Raw genomic sequence first — 22273 nt, forward strand, 5'->3', positions numbered from 1 at the left:
GTCCATAAGTCAAGCAAATCCGCCCGAGAAAAAAACCTGGGCTATTTTGCTTACAGCAAGAGGCGTGGTTAATGCGTGACTTGATGGTTGGCGTGGCCATGCTGGCGTTGATATGGCTGGCCTTCGCAAATGGTTTTATTGCATTTTTGATATGGGGATGGGCCGGACTTATATCAATTCAGTCCTACACTTATGGATTTATATCTACCATACCTCTTGTTCAGCTATTCGCCATAACAACTCTGTTGATGGTTTTTTTTAAAAAAGATGCAGAACAAGTCGGCTGGAAAAAAAATGCCACGTTAATATTATTTTTACTATTAGCCTTTCAATCCATCTTAAGTGCTATTTTTGCTTATGATGGAGTATCTCGCAACTGGGAATTGTGCACCAATCTTCTGAAAACACTTTTATATTGTGCACTAATGCCTATGCTTTTAACCAATCGGCTCCGCATACATGCTTTTGTGGTGATGGTTGTTTTAGGTGTAACCTTTCATGGCATGGTGGACGGGCTTAAATTCCTTTCCAGTGCCGGTGGACATTTGGCTCGGGGAATTGTCAAGTATGGTGACAATAACCATTATGCTTTGATATTGGCTATGGTTATGCCATTAGCACTTTATTTGTATCTTTATACAGAGAAACGTTTAGTAAAAAATTTTTTCTTGTCCGTGCTAACACTTAATATATTGGCGGTGATTGCAACGCAGTCCCGCGGCGGACTGGTGTGCCTCATTGCATTGGCAGCTTGGACAATTTATCATAGCAAACGAAAATTTCTTGGGACAATGGCTCTAGCACTTTGCACTTTGATGATTCTTCAACTTGCGCCAGATTCTTGGGGTGAGCGTATGTCAACCATCAATACTGCGGAGCAAGACAACTCTTTTATGACAAGAGTTGCAGCGTGGAAGAAAAGCTCTGCTATTGCTCTGGAAAACCCGTTGCTTGGCGGGGGGTTTCATGCTGTGCAAGCGCCAAATCTTGCTGATCAATTCAATCAAAAGCAAGGACTTTTTGGATTTATTGATACACCAAACCCATATAATTTTGCTGCGCACAGTATTTACTTCGAAACCATGGGAGACATGGGATTTATTGGTTTTTCTTTATTGTTAATGTCATTTTTTAACGCTTTTTTTATATATAAGAAAATTAAAGCTGATGCCTCAAATACCAATGCGGATGTTCAATGGGCGGCAGATTTGGCATCATTAACAATGGCTTCAATTTTTGTCTTTGCGATTGGGGGAGCTTTGTTAAGTGCCGCCTATTTTGAACTACCATACATTTTATTTATGTTAATGCAAGTTGTGAAAATAGAAGTCAATCGACAAATATATTCTGCAGAGTTTAAAAATTAACCAACTAGATTTATGTCAAAATTTATTTCAACAAAATATTTGAAATAAATTTCAAATATGGCATTAATAATCATGAGAAAAAATATTGCCATTTCTGAACGTATCTTGATATAGGATAGGTGAAAAATCTGCCAAACTAATTAAATGCGTCTTGTTTTTTAAGAAAAGTAGAGGTTTATCGCCCACGAAAGATGCCCACATTGAGAATGTGCTCGGCGGTCCGAGTATGTAGTCGCATCTGCCAAGCGACTCCAAGTCGGTCAACGGCGAACTGCTCGGCACATAATGCACAGCCAAACCATTGAAGCTTGAGATATCAATAGTCTCGTTTGATGCGATATAAGTTATTAATCTACGACTAGGCATTTGTGCCGCGAGTTGCTTCACGAAGTTGGCATATACCACATCGTCAAAATAGTATCGACCATCAATAAATGTTTTGTAGTCACCACGTCGCACATGTAACCCAATCACAAGATCATAGTTTTTCCTGAGTTCATAAAAAACTGCATCAACTTCCTGGGAACATTTTTCTTCTGGCTTGAATAAATTTACTATGTATTTTTTATTTTTCAAAAAAATATCATTGTCCCTATCACCATTCCAAGAGCCAACAAATACAAGTGCATTTTTTTTCAATAGAATTGATTTGGGCCAACATTCTTTTTCCCATTCAGAAAAATTTAGGTAAATCGACAAATTTTTTAAATCAATTTTTTTTGAAATCGTTTTGCACAGTTTGACAAATATTTTATAAAAAAAATAAAGAGTCTTGGCTGTTCCAAGCTTTTGAAAAGGTGCCTTAACAATCACACCGTCAGTATTGTTAAGATTAAAAAAAAGATCACTGTACTTATAAAAATGAGGCAACGCCACCTTGATATTATTTTCTCTTGCAAATGCTATGTAGGGCGCGTAAGACCATAAACAATTACACATTTGACCGGGTTTATCGTTAATAATTAACATAATAAATTCAAGTTAATTCAATGGACCCCAGAATTCTTCTGTACAAGTTCAAGTCAATTTTATTTTTTTGATTTTGTCGCCCCACTCATCCTTGATAGCATGATTAAAATAATAGATACTACTTAGCCAAACAGTTCCGCAAACTGCAGAAACAGCTAAGATAGTGACATAACTTGGCAAAGATGCGGGGATCATTTCATGCATAGCTAAACCAGCTACCAAGACCACTACAGTTACCTTTAAACTACCCCAATGTGCCAAGAACAAATCTTTAAGGCTGTAATCGGCATAGACTACTAACACCCAAACAGATATAAAAGCTGACAGACAATCAGCTATACAAATGGCAACCACAATGTCATATAAATCAGTGCTCCCCAATAGGAATATCAATGCCAATCTGGCAATCGCCGTACTACCAGACGTAATAGCTGAAATATAAGGTTTACCAATAGCCAACAGCAACGGCTGCACCAACGAAAAGCCTGTTCTGACAGCTGCTTGTATACATAGCAGTAAAACAATTGGTGCTGCAGATATCCATTGCGCACCGTACAAAACTTTAATAATAGGTTCCGAAAATAACCCAATAACAATATAAGCAGGCCATGCCAGACACGTCAGATAACTGATTGCTTTTGATATAAGCGGCGTGAGCGGGTTATTTTTATGATGATTGCTGGCAATAAACGGTACTGCACTGTAGTTGACCATCGGGCCAATCACCTGCTGAAACAAGCCAACCAAACCGCCGGCCCTGCTGTATAACCCAACAGCTGTAGTTCCGCTTATTTTGCCAATGACCAAATCGGGTATAGCGTAGTTGAGCCGATCAACCAAAGTTCCCAGCACTGCCCCCCCCCCATATTGGGCGGGTGCGCGCCAGCCTTTAAAACTTGGTTTGAAAGACGTCCCAGCAGGTATGAACTTGGTGTAAACGAGTAAAGTCACTGCCAAATTGGCGACATTAGCCCAGGCCAGCGACATGTAGCTGAAGCCCATGTAGGCCATGGTGATGCAAGTTGCGGCGTAGGCAATGGTACCAAGCCCGGTAGCAATGGCGGCCTTGCCCGCCTGCAGTTCGCGCGCCAACAGGGACGACACAAATGACGCAAAAGGCACGATCAGGAAACTAAGGGTAAGCACACGTAGCGCCCGACCTATACCTGGCTGCGCGTAATAGGCTGCAACATAGTCGCTTGAAAAGTACAAGAAAGCAGCCAGCATCCACGAGGAAGTAATGAGCAGCCCAAGCGCGGAGCGCGTTTTTTCCGGGGTCAGATCTTTTTCGCGCTGAAGATAGGTGGACACACCAAAGTCTCTGAACACAATAGTGATGGCCACAAACACAGCGGTGATGGAGTAGATGCCCACCTCCGCTGGCGTGAGGAGCCGTGACAAAACCACAACAACTGCAAACTGGACGGCGTTAGCAGCGTTGCTTGAAAAAAATGTAATGAACAACGCGCGACGCAACTGCATGCTAAGCAGCCCCGGCCGTGCGTTGGTCCAACAGCAAGCGATGCAATTCGCTGGCAGTCAGAAAACAGCCACCCAACTCGTGCTGAAAAAACTGTAAGACATCTTTGACCGTTTGCTTGAACTGTCTTAACTCTTGCGCATTTTTGACGTAGGTGGTGTTGCCAGGCACCAGAGTTGAGCTGTGGTAGGTGACCGTGACAACTTGCTGCCCAACCGTCATCAGCGCACGCAGCAGGCGGGTGAGTTCCTGGGTGGTGTAACCCTCAGGCGTGAGTCGGATGCGCTCCAACAAACCAAGCCTGGCAACAACTCCTGGCAAATGCAATGCCTTGCCCACTTCGCTGTGCAGCTTGGGGTACAAGGCTGGCCCCAACTGGCGCAGCGTGCCGGTAAACCCTGTGGTAACGGGCAGCTCCAGAAGACTGCGGGTAGTGGAACCAAACCAGTAGGGGTGCTCTGGCAAACCGGTAAAGTCTGGCCCTCCCACGCCACTGAAAGAGGTGTGGGGTACAACGCTTGCATCCACGGTGTAACCCAACTCAAGCAGCGTCTGGGTGGTGTGCGGTCCTACGCCGTAACGCCCGGCTTTGTACAGGGTGGGCTTGATGCCAAAACTGTGCTCAATCTGCGCAGTTAGCTGCTTGAGTTTTTCACGCTCAAGCATTGGCGGCAAGTTACCAGGAAAAGAGTTGTTGGCACAAACCTGTTCCCCATGGGGCGGGTTGACCCAAGGGTGCAGGTGAGTGCCAATCTGGCATCGACCCGCTTCCAGCAAGCCACTCAATGTGCCAATCGCGCTGGGGGTAGACGCCACCGGCCAATCAACAGCATAGGTTGGCACCATGCCAAAGCTGTCGTAAACCTCGTCATGTAAGGCTGGCTGGGCACTGATAGATGCTACACCCACGCTCTGGCGGGAGAAGGGTTGGCCCCAGTCAAACTCTTCCTCGGTGTCTACCACCACCATCATTACTGGCGGGTGGCCATCTGGCAAGGCTGCCCGGCTGTGGGTGGTTGGGTTGAGCATGGATTTAACGCAGAACCACAGCCAGCAGCAACCGCGGGAGTAGTGGCAACGTTGCGGTGGGGTTAAAAGGCCCGCCAACGCCTGCCCAACCGTGCCAAAGGCCGAGCTTGGTAGCGTGCAGCAAATCAGCACGGCCATCAAACTTACTCAGAGTGACGCGCACGCGCTGTATGTTCCACCAGCAGAGTTTCAAAAATACGGGCATGGGGGTGTATTTCCGCCACATCAGGCCAGCATTGCGAATGGTGTAGTAATAATAGTGGGGCTTGCGCAAACCAGAGGTGCTGGCATGCCAGATGCTGGCGTCAAACACGGTCACGTTTCTAAAACCAGCGTGGGTGCTGCGCAAAGAATAGTCGGTGTCTTCGGAATAGGCAAAAAGCGCTTCGTCCAGGCCTCCAATCTGCCGGGCTAGACGGGCAGAGATCAACAGCGCCGTGCCCCAAAGGATGACGTTGCCCGGTTCGCTGGCCTGCCACTGCTGGGCTGTGGCTAGGTCAGCGGCCTCTCGCACACCATGCCGCTGCGGGTTTAACCGGGTGCCCCCGTGCTGTAGCGCGTCCGGCTGGTCCAGATGGTAAATAACGGGGCTAAGTAGACCGATGCCTGCGTCTGCTGTAGCCACTGCCACCATCTTCTCCAGACAGTCGGGGGCTACCACTGCGTCGCTGTTAAGCAGCCAGATATAGTCTGCCTGGTGTGCCAGCGCATGATGAATAGCCACATTATTGCCACCGGCAAAGCCAAGGTTGGTTTGATTCTGAATCAGGGTGATGCCTTTGACATCTCCCAAAACCACACGCGACTGATTAACTGAGCCATTGTCAACCACAATAATTTGATAATTTTTGTAGGTTAAGGCTTCAAGAGACTTTAAACATTGCAGGGTGTCATCAAAACTATTCCAATTCAAAATTACAATATAGACCAGTGGATTCATAATTGATACTGGTTCTTACAAAAAGCGATGGGCTAGCTTCTTGAGCTTGCTGGCAGTCAAAAAGCCTGCTTCTGATGCGGTTAAATAAGAATTTTTAGCCAACCATCTGAGCGTACCCGCCGTGTAGGCGGTGTTTGTGCAAGTTTTATACAAATTAACGTCGGAGGGCAAACCATACTGAAATTCACCCGTGAATTGGTGCAACAAACGCGATGGCACTACATAGTCTTGCCAACGGGTTTTGCTGACATGACCCCAATTGCCAGAGGTTTTGTTGTTGGCCTGACGAATATCTACACGGGTTTGTAACTGCTGGGCCGAGCGGTATTGAAAATGATTAACCAATAGTTTGGCAGGTGCTAGGCGCATTGACGCATGGCGCGACTTCACCATATGATCGGTCAAAGGTTGACCGGCGGTATATCTGAATAAGCGTGGTTCACCGTAGTTCACCAAATAGTGAGAACGTTGCTCAATGGCCGGGCGACCAGGATCAAAAAAAGTAGCGTCGTCTTGCTCGGTCATGTAAAACTGGGCGGACTTTGTCTCAATATAGTTGGCATTAGAGTTTATTGCAATATCTATAAGAGGTGCAATATTTTCAGCGTAAAGTTCGTCCGCATCCAATATAGCCAACCAATCACCTTCTTGGTATAAATCTGCATGTCTATAGAGTAGCTTATATTTCAGATTGTCTGAATATGATTCGCTTTCGACAGCGGCGTGTAACACCAGATCGTTAAACTTGGAGACGATTTGAAAAGTGTGGTCGGTTGAGCCATTGTCATAGAAGAATATGCCATCAAAACACCCATATTGCCGAATAGACAACAAGGTTTGCTCAATGATGTCAGATTCATTCTTGGCAAGAAGCAAACCGTAGAACTTCATGATTAATTATTCGTATCTGATGTTTAGGATGTATAGGTAGCAGTCTGAATGAGCCGTAAACGCCAAGATTGGATGCTGCAATACGTGGTGAACAAAAACCACTTGAACGTGAGGTTTGGCCCAAACGCCTCTTTCGCATAATAAGCAGCCTCGGCCCACATTTTAATATCGGCAAGATCCTCAGCAATCTTTTTCAAAGCATACCCTTTATGCCGTTTTGCATATATTCGGATGCATTTTTTTTTGGAAAAAATTGCCGCCTTGTCAAAAACCCGTATCTGGTATAAGCGTTTTTCGAGCATCGACAGCGCAGTACTCATATTCATACTTTTTGACGGATCAGGTATGTTATGGCGCGAAACAAAGGACGGGTTAAATATGATAATGCTTGCACTGTCAACCAAGCGCAGAAATATATCTCTATCACATTCCCAACGAATTCCTTCGTCCATACCCATAATATTTAAATAAAGCTCGCGTCGCACAGCCATACAGTTCAGATGACAAAACCCCCAAGTATTCATCAAATTTTCTATTGGGACGATGAAAAAGTTATCAACATCCGGCTTTATTGAATCATTAATTAGTTCTTTTTCAAGCGATTCAAGCCATATAGGACCAGCTTTTATTTCATCGCGAAAATATGCATTTTGATTGGTAAAATACAAGTCAGCATTTGGATGGTTGACTAATGCCTGATTAAATCGTGTCAGGTGGTGTCTATCAGTCCATGTATCATCGTCATCTAGAAAGAGTACATAAGTACCTATTGCTTGATCAACACCAAAATTCAATGAATAACTCTGACCATGGCCACGAGGTCGGCGCAAAAGGCGAAACAATTTTATTCTCTTACCAAGAGAACGTTGTGCACGCTCGTAAATAGATTCATATAGCTCTTTGTATTCGCTGGCAGATCCGTCGTCCACGATGATGATTTCAAAATCATCGAAATCTTGGTCAAGAACCGATAGGAGTGCTGCTTCAAATAAAACAGGTCTATCACGCGTGGCTAATATTACCGAAAATTTACTCATTTCCGCTCTCTAAAATTGAATTTTTAAAATCCAGCAAATACTTATTTATCAATTTGTAGCAATCAATAAAATGATCCACCCCCTGGTCTTCTGGATCATTGACTATCTTTAATTGATCGGTTGACTCAAAGCTGCTTAAAAAAACTATCGGGCATTGAAGATCAGGGAATCGATCGAAGACCGCGTAAAGATTGATGGTGTCAAAAATGATTAATAGCTGTGCGCCAAAAATGATTTCATCAGTTAGACACTGCGATTGATGCGTGCGCATATCTACGCCCATGGTGGCTGCAGCGGTGATGGCATCACCCGGCGAGCGCCGGGCATTGCGTGGCAGCATGCCGGCGGAGCCAAATTGAATGAGATGACTTTGTTGGCTAAATAACTGCCGGGCAAGCAGTTGCGCAAATGGACTGCGGCAAATATTGCCCTGGCAGACAAATATGACATTTGCAGGTTGACCAGTTTTTTGCGTAAAGCTGGTTAATGACTGTATGGCATCAGAGGCGGTAGTCAACTGTTTCAAATACCGTTGTGGGTTGATCGAGTCAAGCCGCTGTTGCACTACTTGTTTGAGTTCAACCCAGGCGGGGCGGGGGTCAGACCAGACAAACGCGTCATGATGTTCCCTGCCAATGATGAAGCGTGCGTAACCAGCCAGCCATTTAAAGACATAAATGGCTTTTTTGGCGCTAGAGCCGCCAAGTGCCTGGGAGGCCGCGCGCATTTGCCACAAGTCTGCCACCACATTACGTGCATAAATGTTGGCACGGTAACTGATGGGGGAAGGGGGTTGGTGGTTAACCAGTAATTGGTAGAGTTGATACGGAAAGTCAACGCCCACCGCAACGGGCAACGGCAAAGAGCCCCATGGGCGCGCATTGACTTCAAGCAATATCCACGCATCGTTGGTCTCGTTGAGCTTGAACTCAAACATGGCCAAGCCTGTATAGCCCACGGCTTTCACCATACGGGTGACGGCAGCGAGCCTGGGGGCATCAAGGGGGGCGCTCTTGCGGTAGTAACTGCTGCCGCCCAACTCATGGGCGCGGTGATGCTCAAAAGCCTGGAGAACCTCACCCTGCTGACAAAGCACGGACACACCAAGTCCCCTGCCAGGGAACATCTCTTCAAAGAAGAAATCGTCAAACCCCTTATCCAGACTCAGTATAATGCTATTAAGTTGTGATCGACTATCAATAACCTTGACGCTAGTTCTGATGTATAACTCTGGCCATGAATACGACTTGCGTTGTTTGAAAATGATCGGCAAGGCAAGGTCCGCCAACACCGTGTCAGCAGTATCGCCTGTCATAAGTAGCCGCCCTTTGGCCACGGGTACCCCGACCGACGTGGCGAGCTGACGAGTGTGGATCTTGTCAAAAAAGGCGTCCAGCGCCTGCTGACTTGGTATTGCAAGCACAGCATGCTGGGGCAATTCATGCTGGTGTTTGTAAAGCGGCAGCAGGCTGCGCTCTTCACATGGGATGACGATGGCGTATTGGTGTTCAGACAACAGCTTTTGCATGGCATGCAGCCAGTCTGCGCCACCGTCAAGATAGTATGGAATGCGATGTGTTTGCGTGATGTAGCGGGAGGTCAACGCTGGTGCGCGCAGGTTATAGGGCGCTGCGTGTACTTCAATACCCTGGCGACCAAGCGACCGCACCGTGGCGAGAAAACTCCGGGTGTCGTCGCCAACGACCAGGGCCTTTTTACGCTGGGCCATATCAGGTGGGGCTACGCCGCTGTTTGATCAGGAGCCACAGCACGTAAGTAGCCCACTTGATAGAGAATCTGGCGGCCAATGCTTGGCGACCCATCAAGTATGCAGATTTCATGGCCTGCTGCTCAACCAGTTTCAAGCAAACTTTTCGCAATAAATCGCCCTTGCAAGACACGGCCAGCTTGATGATGGCCGTGTGTTTGGCGTTGGCGGTTTTGGCGGGGTGTGGCGCATGGTGTTGTGCCACCACGGCTGGATTGAAGGCGATAGCTTGGCATTGATCCAGCGCGCGCCAAAAGAAGTCGCTGTTCCCTTCGTAGGTGAGGGTGCTCCAGAAACGACCAATCCGCTCAACAACGCTGCGTCGGAGGACGAAGGTGTTGAGTTGAGGGAAACCACCCGCAGCGCACAAATCTTGATGGGTGGCCAAAACCACTCCATCGAGCAAGGGTTGGCGGTAGCGTGCTGTTTTGCACAGCGAGAGGAGCCAGTCTGGCTGGCCCCATCCATCCCCATGTACGGCTTTTTGATAGCCAACATACATATCCAGAGTAGAGCGGCTTTCAAAACTAGCTGATACAGATGCCAGGTAGTCTGGCGTGCACCAAAAATCATCGTCACCACAAAATGCGAGCAACTGGCCAGTGGCTTTCTCGATACCTATATTGCGGGCCGATGATAGCCCCACACCGCGCTGCCCGGGTACACCCAAGTAGACGAATTTGAATCGCGCCCCAAACGTGGCAACAAATTCTTGGTTGCGCTGCCTGGCGGTGTTGCTTGAGCCGTCATCAACCACGATGACTTCAAAGTCTCTGTGAGTTTGCGCTGCAATCGCCAATAGCGCGCGATGCAGATCGTCAAGCCGATCACGCGTTGGGAGAATTACAGAAATAAGCATCGCATGATCATAAAGGCATTCAGAGCGCATTATTAGACGCTACTGCGTCTGAAGAGCTCCCGGGCGAGTGGGTTTCTGCACCAGCGGCCTAACTTGCAGGGGAGCCAGGTATTCCGCAGCAGGCGCAAGCTCAGGCAACACTGGAACGGCATATGACCATGCCAGACCTTTAGCACCAAGGCGATAGTCAAGCCGGGACGCTTGCACAAAGGCACTCCAGTCTGTGCGAATGTCATTCTGCGTTTGCACGTTTGGCTGACCGTCAAAAACTTTGCCCAAGCCAACCCACAAGTTGTTGATAGACACCAAGCTTTGGGTGCCCGGCGCACTGCGCACAAAGGTGCCGCCATAGGGATGATCGTTCACCAGTGTATTGCTTGCCAGATACAACTGGTTTTCGGGCCAGAGCACGCCTTCTGCCCCGTAGGTAATGATTGCCGAGTTTTGGGGCGTTACATCTTGCTGAATGATGTTGCCCACCAAGTAGGCAATGCCGCCATTGGGCAGATCAACTTCGTAGCTGGCGCGACCACCGCTTTCATCAGTAATGCGGTTGTAATAGATGTGATTGTTTTGCGCACGGCTTTTAATGCCATGACCGACGTTGACGTGATGAAAATAGCTGCCGGTGATTTTGAGGCTGCGCATTTTGCCCACATACAGGTTGTGGCTGTAGCCATCGCCATAGCCGTTATAAGCAAATTCGCTGCTTTCTATGACTAACGAATCTGCGCTGTCAGTTGTCAACAAACCGGTGTCATTTCCGTAAAACAAGCAGTTTTTTACAAACAAAGTCCCGCCCTCAAACCGGATGCCTGCACCGTTGTGGTCATAGACGTGGGCACCAACAAACTCGATGTTTTCAACATAAAAATCGCCGTCTTGAATGACCCAGATGCCTTTCCCTTGGGCGCTTTTGCCTTCAGCATAGATACGCGCTTTGCCTCCACGGGCGCGGATGGTGAGCTTTTTCTGGCGCCAGATGGCAACGTCGCCATAGTATTCACCCGCTTGGATCTCGACGATGTCACCGTCTTTGGCGAACTTAGCTGCCGATTCGATGGTTCGCAGGTCCTCATAGGGCCCAACCCGCAACACTCGCCGGATGTCGGCCGGATCAAGGTCTTGCTTATCGTCTGTTTTGTTCATGACTACCGGTGACAGCCGGGGCACCACAAAGGGGATTTTGAGTAGGGTTTGGCGAGAAGGCTGGTCAAGCACATCACGCACCACGCCCAAGATGGGCAAGGCCACCCATTCCAGCTTGTTGTGGCCTTGCAGACGGCGTTCGATGTAATCCATCAGCTCGCCGGGGGTTTTACCGATTTGGGCGTAGGCATAACATGCACCAACAAAGCCAGCAACAACGAGTGAGCTGGCAAGAGCTATCAGGACGATGATTGGTTTATTGATGTGTGCCACGTTGGCATTATGAATGGAGGGTAAGGCAGATAACGCAAGAGAACGCTGATGCCACCACTACAGCACAATTGTCATGAAGGCAGTAAATCACCATTAGCCCCGCGAATGTTCCCCTGAAATGCCTGATCTTTGTTCCATTCACAAACAGCTTGTTACACACTGTGCGCTTTCCTAACCCCCGGAGCATGCCATGCTGATCGGACTGCCCAAAGAAATCAAGAACCACGAGTACCGCGTCGGTCTGACACCGGCCAGCGTGCGAGAGCTCACCAGCCATGGCCACCAGCTGCTGGTGCAGTCCGGTGCCGGCGCCGCCATTGGCCTGAGCGACGCACAGTACCAGACGGCTGGCGCCACCTTGGTGACCACCGCCGCTGAAGTGTTTGCCACTGCCGACATGATTGTCAAGGTCAAAGAACCCCAGCCCGCTGAATGCGCTTGGCTGCGCCCCGGGCAGATTCTTTACACCTACCTGCACCTGGCCCCAGACCCGGACCAGACCGCCGCGCTGGTGAAATCAGGCGCGGTGTGTATCGCCTACGAAACTATCACTGGCCCCAGTGGAGGCCTGCCGCTGCTGGCACCGATGAGCGAGGTGGCCGGTCGCATGGCGATTCAGGCCGGTGCCGCGCATCTGGAAAAGAGCAAAGGCGGCATGGGCATCCTGCTGGGAGGTGTGCCAGGTGTCCCAGCGGGGCATGTGGTGATCTTGGGTGCAGGGGTGGTGGGCACCCATGCGCTGCAGATGGCTGTGGGCATGGGCGCCCGCGTGACCGTGCTGGACAAGAATGTGGACCGCCTGCGAGCGCTGGACCTGGTGTTTGGCAACCGCATTCACACCGTGTACTCCAACGCCCAAAGCGTGGAAGACGCTGTGCTGGATGCCGACCTGGTGGTAGGTGGTGTGCTGATCCCTGGTGCAGCGGCACCCAAGCTGGTCACGCGCAACATGATCAGCCGCATGAAAAATGGCGCGGTGGCGGTGGATGTGGCCATTGACCAGGGCGGCTGCTTCGAGACCAGCCGCGCCACCACCCATGCCGAGCCAACCTATTTGGTGGGCGACGTGGTGCATTACTGCGTGGCCAACATGCCCGGCGCGGTGGCGCGCACCAGCACCTTTGCACTGAACAACGCCACCATATGCCACGCCGTAGCGCTGGCCGACAAGGGTTGGAAGCAGGCCCTGCGCGACAACCCACACCTAAAGGCTGGTTTGAATGTTTGTGACGGCAAAATCACCTACGAAGCCGTGGCACGTGACCTGGGGTATAACTACGTCAGCGCCGATACACTGCTATAGATTACAAAGCTATCAGCCCTTTATATATAAGGCCTAGAGGCTGAAAATACATAAAAAAAGCACCGCTGATGCGGTGCTTTTTGTGCCACAAGGCTGGATGATCAGATTGCTTTTGACTTGCGGCGACGGGTAGCAACAAAACCTGCCATGGCGACACCCATAAGAGCCAGGGAACCGGGTTCGGGAATCTTGCTGGGTGGTGGCGGGGCTACTACATTCCCAGCCACAGACAACACTTTGAAATAGTCGTTGCCAGACCCCAAAGTACCACCTGCGGTCTCTTTAGATGAGCCAAAACCTTCACTGTAAGCACTGATCAGCCACCAGCTGGATGAGGTGTTGGTGCTGTTCACGCCCCGCGCACCAGACGTGCTCAGATCCGCATAATTGCCGACCAGCTCCCAGCCCCCGGAAGACATATTGGTGACGGAGAGACCAGCTGGCGTTGGAGAGGCAGAGGTGCCTACATACCGAAACACACTGATATCGGCATCTCCATTGTTGTTCCAACCGATCTTGATGCTGTCCAAATCAATCTTGGCACTACCAAAATTCAGCAAGATCATGTCTGTGTAACCATTGTTGTCAATGGCATGCTGCGGTGTCCCGGAGTCACTGACAGAACCGTTAGCTTGGACACCCAAACCGCCATCCCATGATGTCAGAGTTGCGGCAGCAAACGTACCGGACGTTCCTGTGGTCGAGTACGCAGAAACCTTGACACCGGGAGACCCGGCAGTAGACCCCGCCTGCGCGGCACAACCACCGGCTGCTTCGGTAGCGTTGCATTCGTTTGTCGGGTTATTGTCACCAAACAACCAGGTTGCACCCGCGAACGCAGAAGAACCAAACGCGGCAGCAGAGGCCAAGGTCAGCGCCTGAACAATTTTCTTGAGAACAACGGTTTTCATAATCTTTTTTCCTTGTACCTACGATGTCTAACCGTGGGCAAAGCCTTCAAATGGGGTATGGCGATCCTAAACAAGCGAAATCTGTGCCAACAAGAATTTTCTTTTGATTTTCAATTAGTTACAGTTTGCAACGATGAAAAGCCCTTCAATGCTGTAAACAATACCGACAGGGTGTGCTGGCACACGGTGTCATTTCAGGGTTTGCAATAAAGCACGCGCTTCAGCGCCACCTTCAAAGCTTGCGCTCCCTTTCAACGCCGCCTCCAGTTCCTCGCGCGCCTCGTTGTTGCGTCCGGTTCTCGCCAACACCGCCGCCAGGTGATAACGAATCTCGGGGCTGGCGGGTTGGCGCAAGCGGGCGTCGCGCAGCAGTTGCAGGGCGCGGTCAGTCTGGCCGGCCTGGAACAGTGCCCAGCCCAGCGTGTCGATGGCGTTGTAATTGGCGGGCGCTTTGGTCACAGCTTGCTCAGCCATCGCTATGGCGCCGGGGTCTTTCAGGCGCAACAAGACGTTGGCTAAGTTATTCATGACGTCGCTGTCATCCGGGGTCAGCTTCAGCAAGCCCTCAAACGTGGTTTTGGCAGCGGCAAACTGACCATCACGCGCGTAGGCGTTGGCCAGCGTTTTTTGGGCGATGGCATCTCTGGGTCGTGCTTTGACCCAGCTCTGGGCCAGTTGCAAGGCGGGCTTGCCACCGTCCTGGCTACTCAACGCGCCAAACAGCTTGAGAAAGCTGCCAGTGGACGGCTCCAGCTGGTGGGCCTGTTTGTAGAACGCCAGCGCTTGAGCAGCCTGCCCGCGCGACTGGGCAATATCGCCGAGCAGGCCTGGGCCCACCGCGCGTTTGGGGTATTTGGCAACGATCTCTCGGGCGCGCTGTTCGGCTTTGTTTGGCTCACCCTGAAGCAGCTCCACCTCACTCAACAACGCCAAAGCAGGCAGGTAGTCTGCAGAAGTTGATAGCGCCTTATCCAGACTGTACGAGGCCCCAGACCAGTTTCTGGCAGACATTTGCAACAATGCGATCTCCACCTGCTGACCCGGGTTGTAGGCGGCCACCCTGGTGGCCGAGGTCAAACTGCCTTTGGCGCCCACGGTGTCGCCATTGGCAATTTGAGCCCGCGCATACATCATCAGGACAGGCAAATCGTCAGGGGCTTTGGCGGCAGCCTTTTTGACGGCATCAAGCGCCGGGACGGGACGGCCGCGCTGCAGGTGAAAGTCTGAAAGCGCCAATGCCCAGCGTGTGTCTTTGGGGCCGGACAGATCGTTGGCTTTCTCCAGCCAGCGCTGGGCTTGTGCTTCCTGGCCGCGCCGGTCTGACAACAAGGCCATCTCGTACATAGCGTCGGTGTCTTTCTCGTTGTCTTTCAGAATGGCCCCCAGGCGGGTCTCGGCGACATCAAACGCCCGGGTGGCAATCTCAACCCGGGCCAGGTTCAGCTTGGGTTGCACAAAGGCCGGATCCAACGCGATGGCTTTCTCGAACGCGACTTTGGATTCGGCCACCTTGCCGCTTTGGCCACGCGCCATGCCCAGCAGGTTGTGGAACCCGGCGTTATTGGGCTGCTGCCTGACCAAGGTGTCCGCCAAAGTCACGGCTTTGGCCGCCTGGTTGCCGCGCAGGTACAAGCCAATCAGAGCGGTGGCGGCTTGGGTCTGGCGCGGGTCTTTTTTGAATGCAGCCTCCAACTCGGTCATGCCACTGCCCGCCTGACCGCTGCGGATCAGGCTCATGCCCAGCACCGAGCGAAACTCGGGCCGGTCCTGGGTTTGCAGGGCCTGCTGCATCAGGGTAGTGGCTTTGGCGTTCTGGCCTTTGGACATCAGGGCCCCAGCCAACATGGTCATGGCCTGGCCATCGTTGGGGTTGACCCGGAGGTAGGCCTCCAGCAGGTCGGCGGCCCGGTTGGTATTGGACTGGGTCAAATAAATCTGTGCCAGCAGCTTGGCCACCGGGGTGCTGCCTTGCACTTTCTGGAAGTGTTCCAGCGCCTGAGCGGCTTTCTCGGGCTCATTCAGACCGTAATGCGCCAGGCCGTTGAGCATGAGCAACTGAGGCCGGTAACGAATGAAATCAATCGGTACCGGATCAAGCAGTGTGGTGATCTCTTTCAGGGCCTTTTGTGCCACCTCGGGTTGTTGGTTGCGCTCGGCCAGCAGCGCCTGTAGGTAATAGGCTCTCGGCTCATTGGGGCCACTGGGTTGCACAGGCTCTTTGCGTGCAATGCTGGCTTCGCGGGCATAACGGGTCAGGGCATCAATGTCGGCCTGGGTGTCAGCCGGGCGGTTCAGGTCCAGGTAGAGCCCGGCACGTGCCACGCGCGACTCGATGTGCTTGGAGTCGAGTTTGAGGGCCTGGTCGTAAGCGGCCAAACTGTCTGGCAGGTTGCCAGACACATGGGCCACCGAGCCTTTCTGGTACCAGGCGTCAGCCGAGTTGGGCGTGAGTTCCAGCGCACGGGCAACCGCAGCTTCGGCTTCCTTGAACTGTTTGGCGCGAATACGCACTACCACTTCTGCCAGCCAGGGCGCCGCCGAGCGGGCATCCAGCACACGCGCCTCGTCCACCGCTTTGAGTGCAGCACGCAGGTCCCCCGTGTCGGCACTGGCCGCAGCCCTGAGCAGCCAGACCTGCAATTGCACGTCCGGTGGCAAACCTGCCACGGCAAACTGGGGCTGGCTCAACACCTGCGCCTGCTTGCCCTGGGCCATGTAGGCTTGTGCCAGCGGCACCACCACCTCGGCACGGTTCACACCCAGACGCAGTGCTTCATTGAACGCCACCTCGGCAGCGACCACATCACCGTTTTGCAACAAGGCTTTGCCCAGCAGCATCTGCACCGGCAGCATGTTTTTGTCGATCTGCAGGGCATTCTTGAGCTGGATGATGGCACCCGTGGTGTCCTGCTTCTCAAAACGGGTGAGTGCATCTTCGTAATACTTGGAAGCCTTGGCGTCGGCGGCCCAGACTGTTTGGCTGGAGCACAGGACGGCACAAGCCAATGCGGCCGAACTCAGCTGGCGCAAATGGGCGGACAAGCTGAACTTTTGGTTGGAGAGGTAAGGCATGGCATCTGGCTCAAAGTAAGTGACGCTGGGTCTGGCAAAGCCGCGCAATATTAACGTGAAAGCGCTTTCCAGCTCAGCTGTGGCAGGGCTGAGTCTGGCCGCATAATGAGCGCATGAACAGAACACCGTCTGTGGTCGCCCTGGCAATTGCCGCCTGCCTGGTATCCACCACCACATGCGCCGACCTGGCCAGCACCGTGGCGAGGGTCAAGCCCGCCATTGCCATCGTAGGCACCTACAAAGCCACCAACAGCCCACGTTTTGCGCTGCGCGGCACTGGCTTTGTGGTGGCTGAGGGTTCACAAAGCCAGGGCAACCGATTGGTCACCAATGCCCATGTGCTGGTACCCCCTGCAGATGCCGACCCGGAGGCCAGTCTGGTGGTGCAATTGCGCACCGACAACAACAGCTGGCAAAGCCGCCCGGCCAAAGTGCTGGAGGTGGATGCACTGCATGACCTGGCCTTGCTGCGTTTTGACGGACCGGCCAGCGCCGCCTTCAAGGTCCGCAGCTCGGACACGGTGCAAGAGGGGCAGTCGGTGGCCTTCATGGGGTTCCCGATTGGGGGTGCGCTGGGATTTTCGCCGGTGACACACAGGGCTTTGGTGTCATCCATTGCGCCAGCTGCGCTGCCGACCCCCACAGCCAGCCAGATCAACCCCAAGCTCATCCGCAGTGTGCGCAGTAACAGCCCGTTTGACATCTTCCAGCTTGATGGCACGGCCTACCCTGGCAACAGTGGCGGCCCGCTGTTCGACCCAGACAGTGGCGAGGTGCTGGGGGTGGTGAACATGGTGCTGATCAAGGGCACACGCGAATCGGCACTGAGCAACCCGTCGGGTATCAGCTACGCGGTGCCCTCACGTTATGTGCTGGAGTTGCTGGAGAGAAATCCCGGCAACTGAGTGTGCGCTGGCTGAACCGTTCAGGCCGCGTCGGGTAAAAAACGGGTGGCATTGTCCAGGTCGTCATGTGTGCTGCCGGACTGCATGGCGTTGACAAACTTGCGCCAGGCCAAGTCAGGCTCGGCCAGTTGGAAACCATAGAAGCCGGCCAGGCCATTGGCCCGTTCCCGCACGGCTTTGGCCTTGGTGATGGATTTTTCGGCCGTTCCAAGTTTGATCAAAGCCTCGCCCCACTCACCCAAAGGCAAGGCCACCTGTGAATACACCTGGAAACCGTAAAGTGACAGGTCCACGACCAGCAGTTCATAAACCCGGGCACCCGAGGTGAGCTGGACATCAAAGCTACCCGGGCATTTGACCGAGTAACGCTGGTGGCTACGTTGTACTTTTTGTTCAGCGGGCTGGGCGATGGGGGGCAGCACCGGCTGGAAAGCGTCGAGGTTGTAAATGGCGTGCAACAGCTGCTTTTTGTGCTCATCCAACTGCGCAAATACCTGGGTACGCTGGTTGAAAAAATAGTCCAGCAGCGCTGGCGTCATAACCGGATCGTTGGTGGTGAAGTAACGCCGTGTCGGCAACACGATGTTGGGCATGACCGCTTCAATGAAGTAGTGGTGCATGTTGCGACGCAAGGGCTTTTTGCCGTACACCTGCTTGAACAGGATCGGGGCGGTTCTCAGATCCAGCGTGGCACCGACTGCGGGGGCGCCGTTGGCAAAATCGTAGTTATCCACCGAGTTTTCGGTCAGGCGTTCAAAAAACAGCAATGACTCGTACATTTCAATGCGGTTGGGGTTGACCGCAATCACCAGATGGCGTGTGTCAAAGAAGGTCGTGCAGTAGTTGTACATGAACTTCATCAACGGGAACAGGATGGTGCCGCCCGTCTTGCGAAACTTGGGGTGCACCGCCAGCGCAGAGACCTCGGCAATCTGCCCTTTGCGCTCACGCACCTGGTTCAGGTCAAAAATGGCTTGCAGCGGAAAACCAAACAGGCTCTCCCGGATCAGCGACAAGGTACCGACCACTTCGCCATCGTATTTGGCGCACAGCGTGGTGGTGGTGGGCAAGGCGTGATACAGCGTCACACGCATACCAGAAGGATCGGGTTTCATGAAACCGCTACCCACATAAGCGTCGTGCAGAAGTTTGAAACAGGCCTCCAGCTCGTCGCGGGTTTCGGCGATTTTCAGCACCAAGCGTGGGCTGGGGCTGGCATCACACTCGACAAACGAGCGATAGATGGCAAACCGGGTCTGGCGCGGCAAAAAGGCAAACAGTTTGCGCAAACTCTGATTGAGAGACCGCCCAAAACTCATATTTGCTTGTCCCTTCCAAAAACCGCCAAAAACAATCCAGCGCAACGCACAGATCAACTGCTGATGATAGCCGCGAGTTCTGATCTTTGGCTGTCGGATTAATTGACATCCTGCCCGTTCATTTGCTCAAAAAACCTGCCAAAACTGCCGCAACTTGTTGTTTTGATAATAAGCACACTGCTATCATTTTCATAGGCACAGTTTGTGCTTTTCTTTATCGTTGGCCCGATCAAACACATCGTCAAGAGACATGGAGCACATGCAAACATCTCAAGCACTCTCACCTGGTCACTCCCGCAGGGCAGCCGACAGGGTCTTGTCCGAGTTACCGGTGGAAATCGGCGGCGTCGCGGGGTTGACCAGAAATGTCAGTGCCACTGGCGTTTATCTGGAAACCACGCTTGACCAGACCCCCGGCTCACGGGTGCATTTTGTGGTTGAGGTGAATGTCAAAGGTGAGCTTCTGAAAATGGTCTGTGCGGGCGAGGTGACGCGGGTCGAGCACAAGGCCGACACGGTCGGAGTCGCCGTCAAACTGACCAGCTCGTTTTTCACCGATACTGACCACGCAGAAGATCCTGCGGAACAAGTCGACGATTGACACTTTTTATGAAGATATTGGTCACCGGTGCGGCCGGTTTTATCGGCATGGCAGTGACCCTGCGGTTGCTGGCACGCGGTGATGAGGTTCTTGGGCTGGACAACCTCAACGACTATTACGCGGTATCACTCAAGGAAAGTCGGCTCAGCCAGCTCAGCATCCACCCCAACTTCCGCTTTGTCCGGATGGATGTGGCAGACCGCGCGGGGGTGGCAGATCTGTTCAGGACAGAGGCCTTTGAGCGGGTGGTGCATCTGGCAGCCCAGGCGGGTGTGCGTTATTCGCTGCAGAACCCGCTGGCCTACATAGACAGTAACTTGGTCGGGTTTGCCAACATTCTGGAAGGCTGCCGCCACAACCAGATAGCGCATCTGGTGTATGCCTCCAGCTCCAGCGTGTATGGCGGCAACACCAAGATGCCGTTTTCCGAGCACGACAGCGTGGACCACCCGGTCAGCCTGTACGCCGCCACCAAAAAAGCCAACGAGCTGATGGCCCACACTTACAGCCACCTGTACGGTCTGCCCACCACCGGTCTGCGCTTTTTCACCGTCTATGGCCCCTGGGGGCGCCCCGACATGGCACCGATGTTGTTCACCCAAGCGATTCTTGAGGGGCGCAGCATCGATGTGTTCAACCACGGCCAGATGCAACGTGATTTCACCTACATCGACGACATCGTGGAAGGGGTGCTGCGCACCGTGGACCACATCGCCACGCCCAACCCGTCCTACAGCAGTTCTGAACCGGACCCGGCCAGCAGCCAAGCGCCCTACCGCATCTTCAACATCGGCAACAGTGCGCCGGTGCCCTTGCTCGACTTCATTGGCTGTATCGAAAAAGCCCTGGGCATAACCGCTGACAAACGGCTGCTGCCGATGCAGCCCGGCGATGTGGCGGCCACGTTTGCCGACACAGATGCCTTGCAAAATTGGGTGGGTTTTGCGCCTGCCACCCCCTTGAAGGACGGCATCAACCGTTTTGTGGCTTGGTACCGCGACTATTACCGCGTGTAGTCACAGCTCGGCCAGCAAACCACGGGCGCCCGCCTCACACAGGCCGAGCACCCGCTCAAAACCCGCCAAGTCGCCGTAATACGGGTCGGGCACCTCGGACATACCCAGCTCCGGCGCAAAAGACAGCAACAGGCGCAATTTGCCGTGTAATGAGATGGGGCATTGGCGCCGCAATGCCGCCAGATTGGCCTCGTCCATGGCCAGAATCAGATCAAAACGCTCAAAATCAGTCACAGTTACTCCCCGGGAACGGGTTTTGGGTGGTGTGTACTGATGCTTGAGCAGCACCGCCTGGGCGCGCACGTCCAGGCGTTTGCCAATATGGGCGTGGGTGCCGGCCGAGTCAAAGTGAAGTTGGGTACCACAGCCCTGGGTATGTGCCAGTTGCCTGGCAACCGCGCAGGCCATGGGAGAGCGGCACACATTGGCCATGCACACCAGAAGGACGTGGGTCATGGCGCGGGATTCTATCGGTGCCCTGGCAACAGGATGCAGAATCTGCCACTTCTTTGACGCTACAAAGTCCCATCATGTGAGTAAACTGCGCTGCTGGGCCTTCACGCCCCTAGCTACCTTGCTGTCCCCGGAGTCACTCGATGAAATTGCACCAATTGCCGCTGTTTTTGCTGGGCCTGTTGTTCGGCATGTGCGCCCTGGCGCAAAGCACACCTCAACCCAACGCACAGGTCATGCTGCAGGCCAGCGACGCCGTGCGCAACCCGGACAAGCCTTTTGGTGTGACGGTGACACTGATTGAATACCGGGGTGGCAAACAGACCGATACCAGCACGCTGGGCAGTTATGCCAAGTCCGATGCCCGCAGCGGCCAGTTCCGCACCCTGATCCGGTTTGTGGCACCCGCGCGGGATGAGGGCAAACTGATGCTCAAAAACGGCAACGACTTCTGGTTCTACGACCCCGCCAGCCGCGCCAGCGTGCGCCTGTCGCCCCAACAACGGCTGATGGGCCAGGCCTCCAACGGCGACGTGGTTACCGTGAACCTGGCCAAGGACTACCAGGCCAAGATTGGCCTGGAGGAAGAGATTGCCGACGGCAATCGCCAGATGCGCCGCAGCACCCGGCTGGACCTGAGCGCCAGCAGCCCGGAGGCCAGCTACAACCGCATCGAGCTGTGGGTCGACAGCGCCAACAACCAGCCGCTCAAGGCCCGGTTCTTTTCTGAGAGTGAGCGCCTGCTCAAGACCGTGTACTACCGGCGTTACCAGCCCCAATTGGGCAAGGAGCGCCCGACCGAGATGGTGATCATCGACGGGCTGGACCCGAAATGGGTAACGGTGATGCGCTACTCTGACTTTGTCTACCGCGATGTGCCTGAAGTCTGGCTACAGCGCGACTACCTGCCCAACTTCAAGCCGGAGTGACC

The 22273-nt window shown here is 52.9% G+C and carries 19 protein-coding genes; 6 read left to right on the forward strand and 13 right to left on the reverse strand.

The window, feature by feature from the left end; genetic code table 11:
* Nucleotides 1–71: 71 nt before the first annotated feature.
* The gene (locus KKO72_RS09460) at nt 72–1367 is read left to right on the forward strand and encodes a putative O-glycosylation ligase, exosortase A system-associated (RefSeq protein WP_214937666.1); all 1296 of its coding nucleotides are present in this window, start codon (nt 72–74) and stop codon (nt 1365–1367) included.
* A 63-nt stretch (nt 1368–1430) separates the two neighbouring features.
* Here the strand turns inward: KKO72_RS09460 and KKO72_RS09465 are convergent, their stop codons facing one another.
* The 9 genes from KKO72_RS09465 to KKO72_RS09505 are packed head-to-tail and all read right to left on the reverse strand — an operon-like array spanning nt 1431 to nt 11762.
* On the reverse strand, nt 1431–2336 hold the full coding sequence (locus KKO72_RS09465) for a hypothetical protein (protein WP_214937668.1): 906 nt from the start codon (nt 2334–2336) through the stop codon (nt 1431–1433).
* A gap of 48 nt (nt 2337–2384) precedes the next feature.
* Complete coding sequence (locus KKO72_RS09470) at nt 2385–3818, reverse strand: oligosaccharide flippase family protein (protein ID WP_214937670.1); 1434 nt, start codon at nt 3816–3818, stop codon at nt 2385–2387.
* 1 nt (nt 3819) lies between these two features.
* A complete protein-coding gene (locus KKO72_RS09475) occupies nt 3820–4845 on the reverse strand; it encodes a polysaccharide deacetylase family protein (RefSeq protein WP_214937672.1) in 1026 nt (341 codons plus the stop codon).
* Between the two features lie 4 nt (nt 4846–4849).
* Complete coding sequence (locus tag KKO72_RS09480) at nt 4850–5785, reverse strand: glycosyltransferase family 2 protein (protein ID WP_214937674.1); 936 nt, start codon at nt 5783–5785, stop codon at nt 4850–4852.
* 15 nt (nt 5786–5800) lie between these two features.
* Nucleotides 5801–6676 (reverse strand): glycosyltransferase family 2 protein, encoded by an 876-nt coding sequence (locus tag KKO72_RS09485; protein WP_214937676.1) that lies wholly within the window; start codon nt 6674–6676, stop codon nt 5801–5803.
* A gap of 23 nt (nt 6677–6699) precedes the next feature.
* Complete coding sequence (locus KKO72_RS09490) at nt 6700–7713, reverse strand: glycosyltransferase family 2 protein (RefSeq protein ID WP_214937678.1); 1014 nt, start codon at nt 7711–7713, stop codon at nt 6700–6702.
* On the reverse strand, nt 7706–9442 hold the full coding sequence (locus KKO72_RS09495; protein ID WP_214937680.1) for an ATP-grasp domain-containing protein: 1737 nt from the start codon (nt 9440–9442) through the stop codon (nt 7706–7708). Before KKO72_RS09495 ends, KKO72_RS09490 begins: the two co-directional genes overlap by 8 nt.
* Before the next feature lies 1 nt (nt 9443).
* Nucleotides 9444–10340: a glycosyltransferase family 2 protein gene (locus KKO72_RS09500; RefSeq protein WP_214937681.1), complete on the reverse strand. Its 897-nt coding sequence runs from the start codon at nt 10338–10340 to the stop codon at nt 9444–9446.
* Nucleotides 10341–10379: 39 nt separating this feature from the next.
* Nucleotides 10380–11762 carry a right-handed parallel beta-helix repeat-containing protein gene (locus KKO72_RS09505; RefSeq protein ID WP_214937683.1) on the reverse strand — a complete coding sequence of 461 codons (1383 nt, stop codon included), beginning with the start codon at nt 11760–11762 and terminating at the stop codon, nt 10380–10382.
* A 190-nt stretch (nt 11763–11952) separates the two neighbouring features.
* Between KKO72_RS09505 and ald the strand changes: the two genes are divergently transcribed.
* The gene (gene ald / locus KKO72_RS09510) at nt 11953–13065 is read left to right on the forward strand and encodes an alanine dehydrogenase (RefSeq protein WP_214937686.1); all 1113 of its coding nucleotides are present in this window, start codon (nt 11953–11955) and stop codon (nt 13063–13065) included.
* 101 nt (nt 13066–13166) lie between these two features.
* Here ald and xdp1 read toward each other — a convergent pair whose 3' ends face one another.
* Together xdp1 and prsT are read right to left on the reverse strand one after the other, a co-directional pair.
* Nucleotides 13167–13976, reverse strand: coding sequence for an exosortase-dependent surface protein XDP1 (gene xdp1 / locus KKO72_RS09515; protein ID WP_214937688.1), 810 nt, complete (start codon nt 13974–13976; stop codon nt 13167–13169).
* Between the two features lie 189 nt (nt 13977–14165).
* A complete protein-coding gene (prsT, locus tag KKO72_RS09520) occupies nt 14166–17048 on the reverse strand; it encodes an XrtA/PEP-CTERM system TPR-repeat protein PrsT (protein ID WP_214937690.1) in 2883 nt (960 codons plus the stop codon).
* 113 nt (nt 17049–17161) lie between these two features.
* Here prsT and KKO72_RS09525 point away from each other — a divergent pair, with 113 nt between their 5' ends.
* Nucleotides 17162–17953 (forward strand): serine protease, encoded by a 792-nt coding sequence (locus KKO72_RS09525; protein ID WP_214937692.1) that lies wholly within the window; start codon nt 17162–17164, stop codon nt 17951–17953.
* 20 nt (nt 17954–17973) lie between these two features.
* Here KKO72_RS09525 and KKO72_RS09530 read toward each other — a convergent pair whose 3' ends face one another.
* Nucleotides 17974–19272 carry a GNAT family N-acetyltransferase gene (locus tag KKO72_RS09530; RefSeq protein ID WP_214937694.1) on the reverse strand — a complete coding sequence of 433 codons (1299 nt, stop codon included), beginning with the start codon at nt 19270–19272 and terminating at the stop codon, nt 17974–17976.
* Nucleotides 19273–19531: 259 nt separating this feature from the next.
* Between KKO72_RS09530 and KKO72_RS09535 the strand changes: the two genes are divergently transcribed.
* On the forward strand, nt 19532–19873 hold the full coding sequence (locus tag KKO72_RS09535) for a PilZ domain-containing protein (protein WP_214937697.1): 342 nt from the start codon (nt 19532–19534) through the stop codon (nt 19871–19873).
* An 8-nt stretch (nt 19874–19881) separates the two neighbouring features.
* Nucleotides 19882–20889 (forward strand): NAD-dependent epimerase, encoded by a 1008-nt coding sequence (locus tag KKO72_RS09540; RefSeq protein ID WP_214937699.1) that lies wholly within the window; start codon nt 19882–19884, stop codon nt 20887–20889.
* Here KKO72_RS09540 and KKO72_RS09545 read toward each other — a convergent pair whose 3' ends face one another.
* Complete coding sequence (locus KKO72_RS09545; protein ID WP_214937701.1) at nt 20890–21345, reverse strand: low molecular weight protein-tyrosine-phosphatase; 456 nt, start codon at nt 21343–21345, stop codon at nt 20890–20892.
* A gap of 140 nt (nt 21346–21485) precedes the next feature.
* Between KKO72_RS09545 and KKO72_RS09550 the strand changes: the two genes are divergently transcribed.
* Entirely contained in the window at nt 21486–22271 is a 786-nt protein-coding gene (locus KKO72_RS09550) for an outer membrane lipoprotein-sorting protein (protein ID WP_371736860.1), read from the forward strand.
* Nucleotides 22272–22273: the final 2 nt, after the last annotated feature.

This window comes from Rhodoferax sp. U11-2br, from assembly GCF_018619435.1.
Taxonomy (GTDB): Bacteria; Pseudomonadota; Gammaproteobacteria; order Burkholderiales; family Burkholderiaceae_C; genus Rhodoferax.

Bases quoted from the DNA above. Each gene is read 5' to 3' on its own strand.
- KKO72_RS09540 (WP_214937699.1), top strand. From the start codon at position 19,882: ATGAAGATATTGGTCACCGGTGCGGCCGGTTTTATCGGCATGGCAGTG.
- prsT (WP_214937690.1), bottom strand. From the start codon at position 17,048: ATGCCTTACCTCTCCAACCAAAAGTTCAGCTTGTCCGCCCATTTGCGC.
- KKO72_RS09480 (WP_214937674.1), bottom strand. From the start codon at position 5,785: ATGAATCCACTGGTCTATATTGTAATTTTGAATTGGAATAGTTTTGAT.
- KKO72_RS09465 (WP_214937668.1), bottom strand. From the start codon at position 2,336: ATGTTAATTATTAACGATAAACCCGGTCAAATGTGTAATTGTTTATGG.
- KKO72_RS09500 (WP_214937681.1), bottom strand. From the start codon at position 10,340: ATGCTTATTTCTGTAATTCTCCCAACGCGTGATCGGCTTGACGATCTG.
- KKO72_RS09460 (WP_214937666.1), top strand. From the start codon at position 72: ATGCGTGACTTGATGGTTGGCGTGGCCATGCTGGCGTTGATATGGCTG.
- KKO72_RS09495 (WP_214937680.1), bottom strand. From the start codon at position 9,442: ATGGCCCAGCGTAAAAAGGCCCTGGTCGTTGGCGACGACACCCGGAGT.
- KKO72_RS09545 (WP_214937701.1), bottom strand. From the start codon at position 21,345: ATGACCCACGTCCTTCTGGTGTGCATGGCCAATGTGTGCCGCTCTCCC.
- ald (WP_214937686.1), top strand. From the start codon at position 11,953: ATGCTGATCGGACTGCCCAAAGAAATCAAGAACCACGAGTACCGCGTC.
- KKO72_RS09525 (WP_214937692.1), top strand. From the start codon at position 17,162: ATGAACAGAACACCGTCTGTGGTCGCCCTGGCAATTGCCGCCTGCCTG.
- xdp1 (WP_214937688.1), bottom strand. From the start codon at position 13,976: ATGAAAACCGTTGTTCTCAAGAAAATTGTTCAGGCGCTGACCTTGGCC.
- KKO72_RS09530 (WP_214937694.1), bottom strand. From the start codon at position 19,272: ATGAGTTTTGGGCGGTCTCTCAATCAGAGTTTGCGCAAACTGTTTGCC.
- KKO72_RS09485 (WP_214937676.1), bottom strand. From the start codon at position 6,676: ATGAAGTTCTACGGTTTGCTTCTTGCCAAGAATGAATCTGACATCATT.
- KKO72_RS09535 (WP_214937697.1), top strand. From the start codon at position 19,532: ATGCAAACATCTCAAGCACTCTCACCTGGTCACTCCCGCAGGGCAGCC.
- KKO72_RS09475 (WP_214937672.1), bottom strand. From the start codon at position 4,845: ATGCTCAACCCAACCACCCACAGCCGGGCAGCCTTGCCAGATGGCCAC.
- KKO72_RS09550 (WP_371736860.1), top strand. From the start codon at position 21,486: ATGAAATTGCACCAATTGCCGCTGTTTTTGCTGGGCCTGTTGTTCGGC.
- KKO72_RS09490 (WP_214937678.1), bottom strand. From the start codon at position 7,713: ATGAGTAAATTTTCGGTAATATTAGCCACGCGTGATAGACCTGTTTTA.
- KKO72_RS09470 (WP_214937670.1), bottom strand. From the start codon at position 3,818: ATGCAGTTGCGTCGCGCGTTGTTCATTACATTTTTTTCAAGCAACGCT.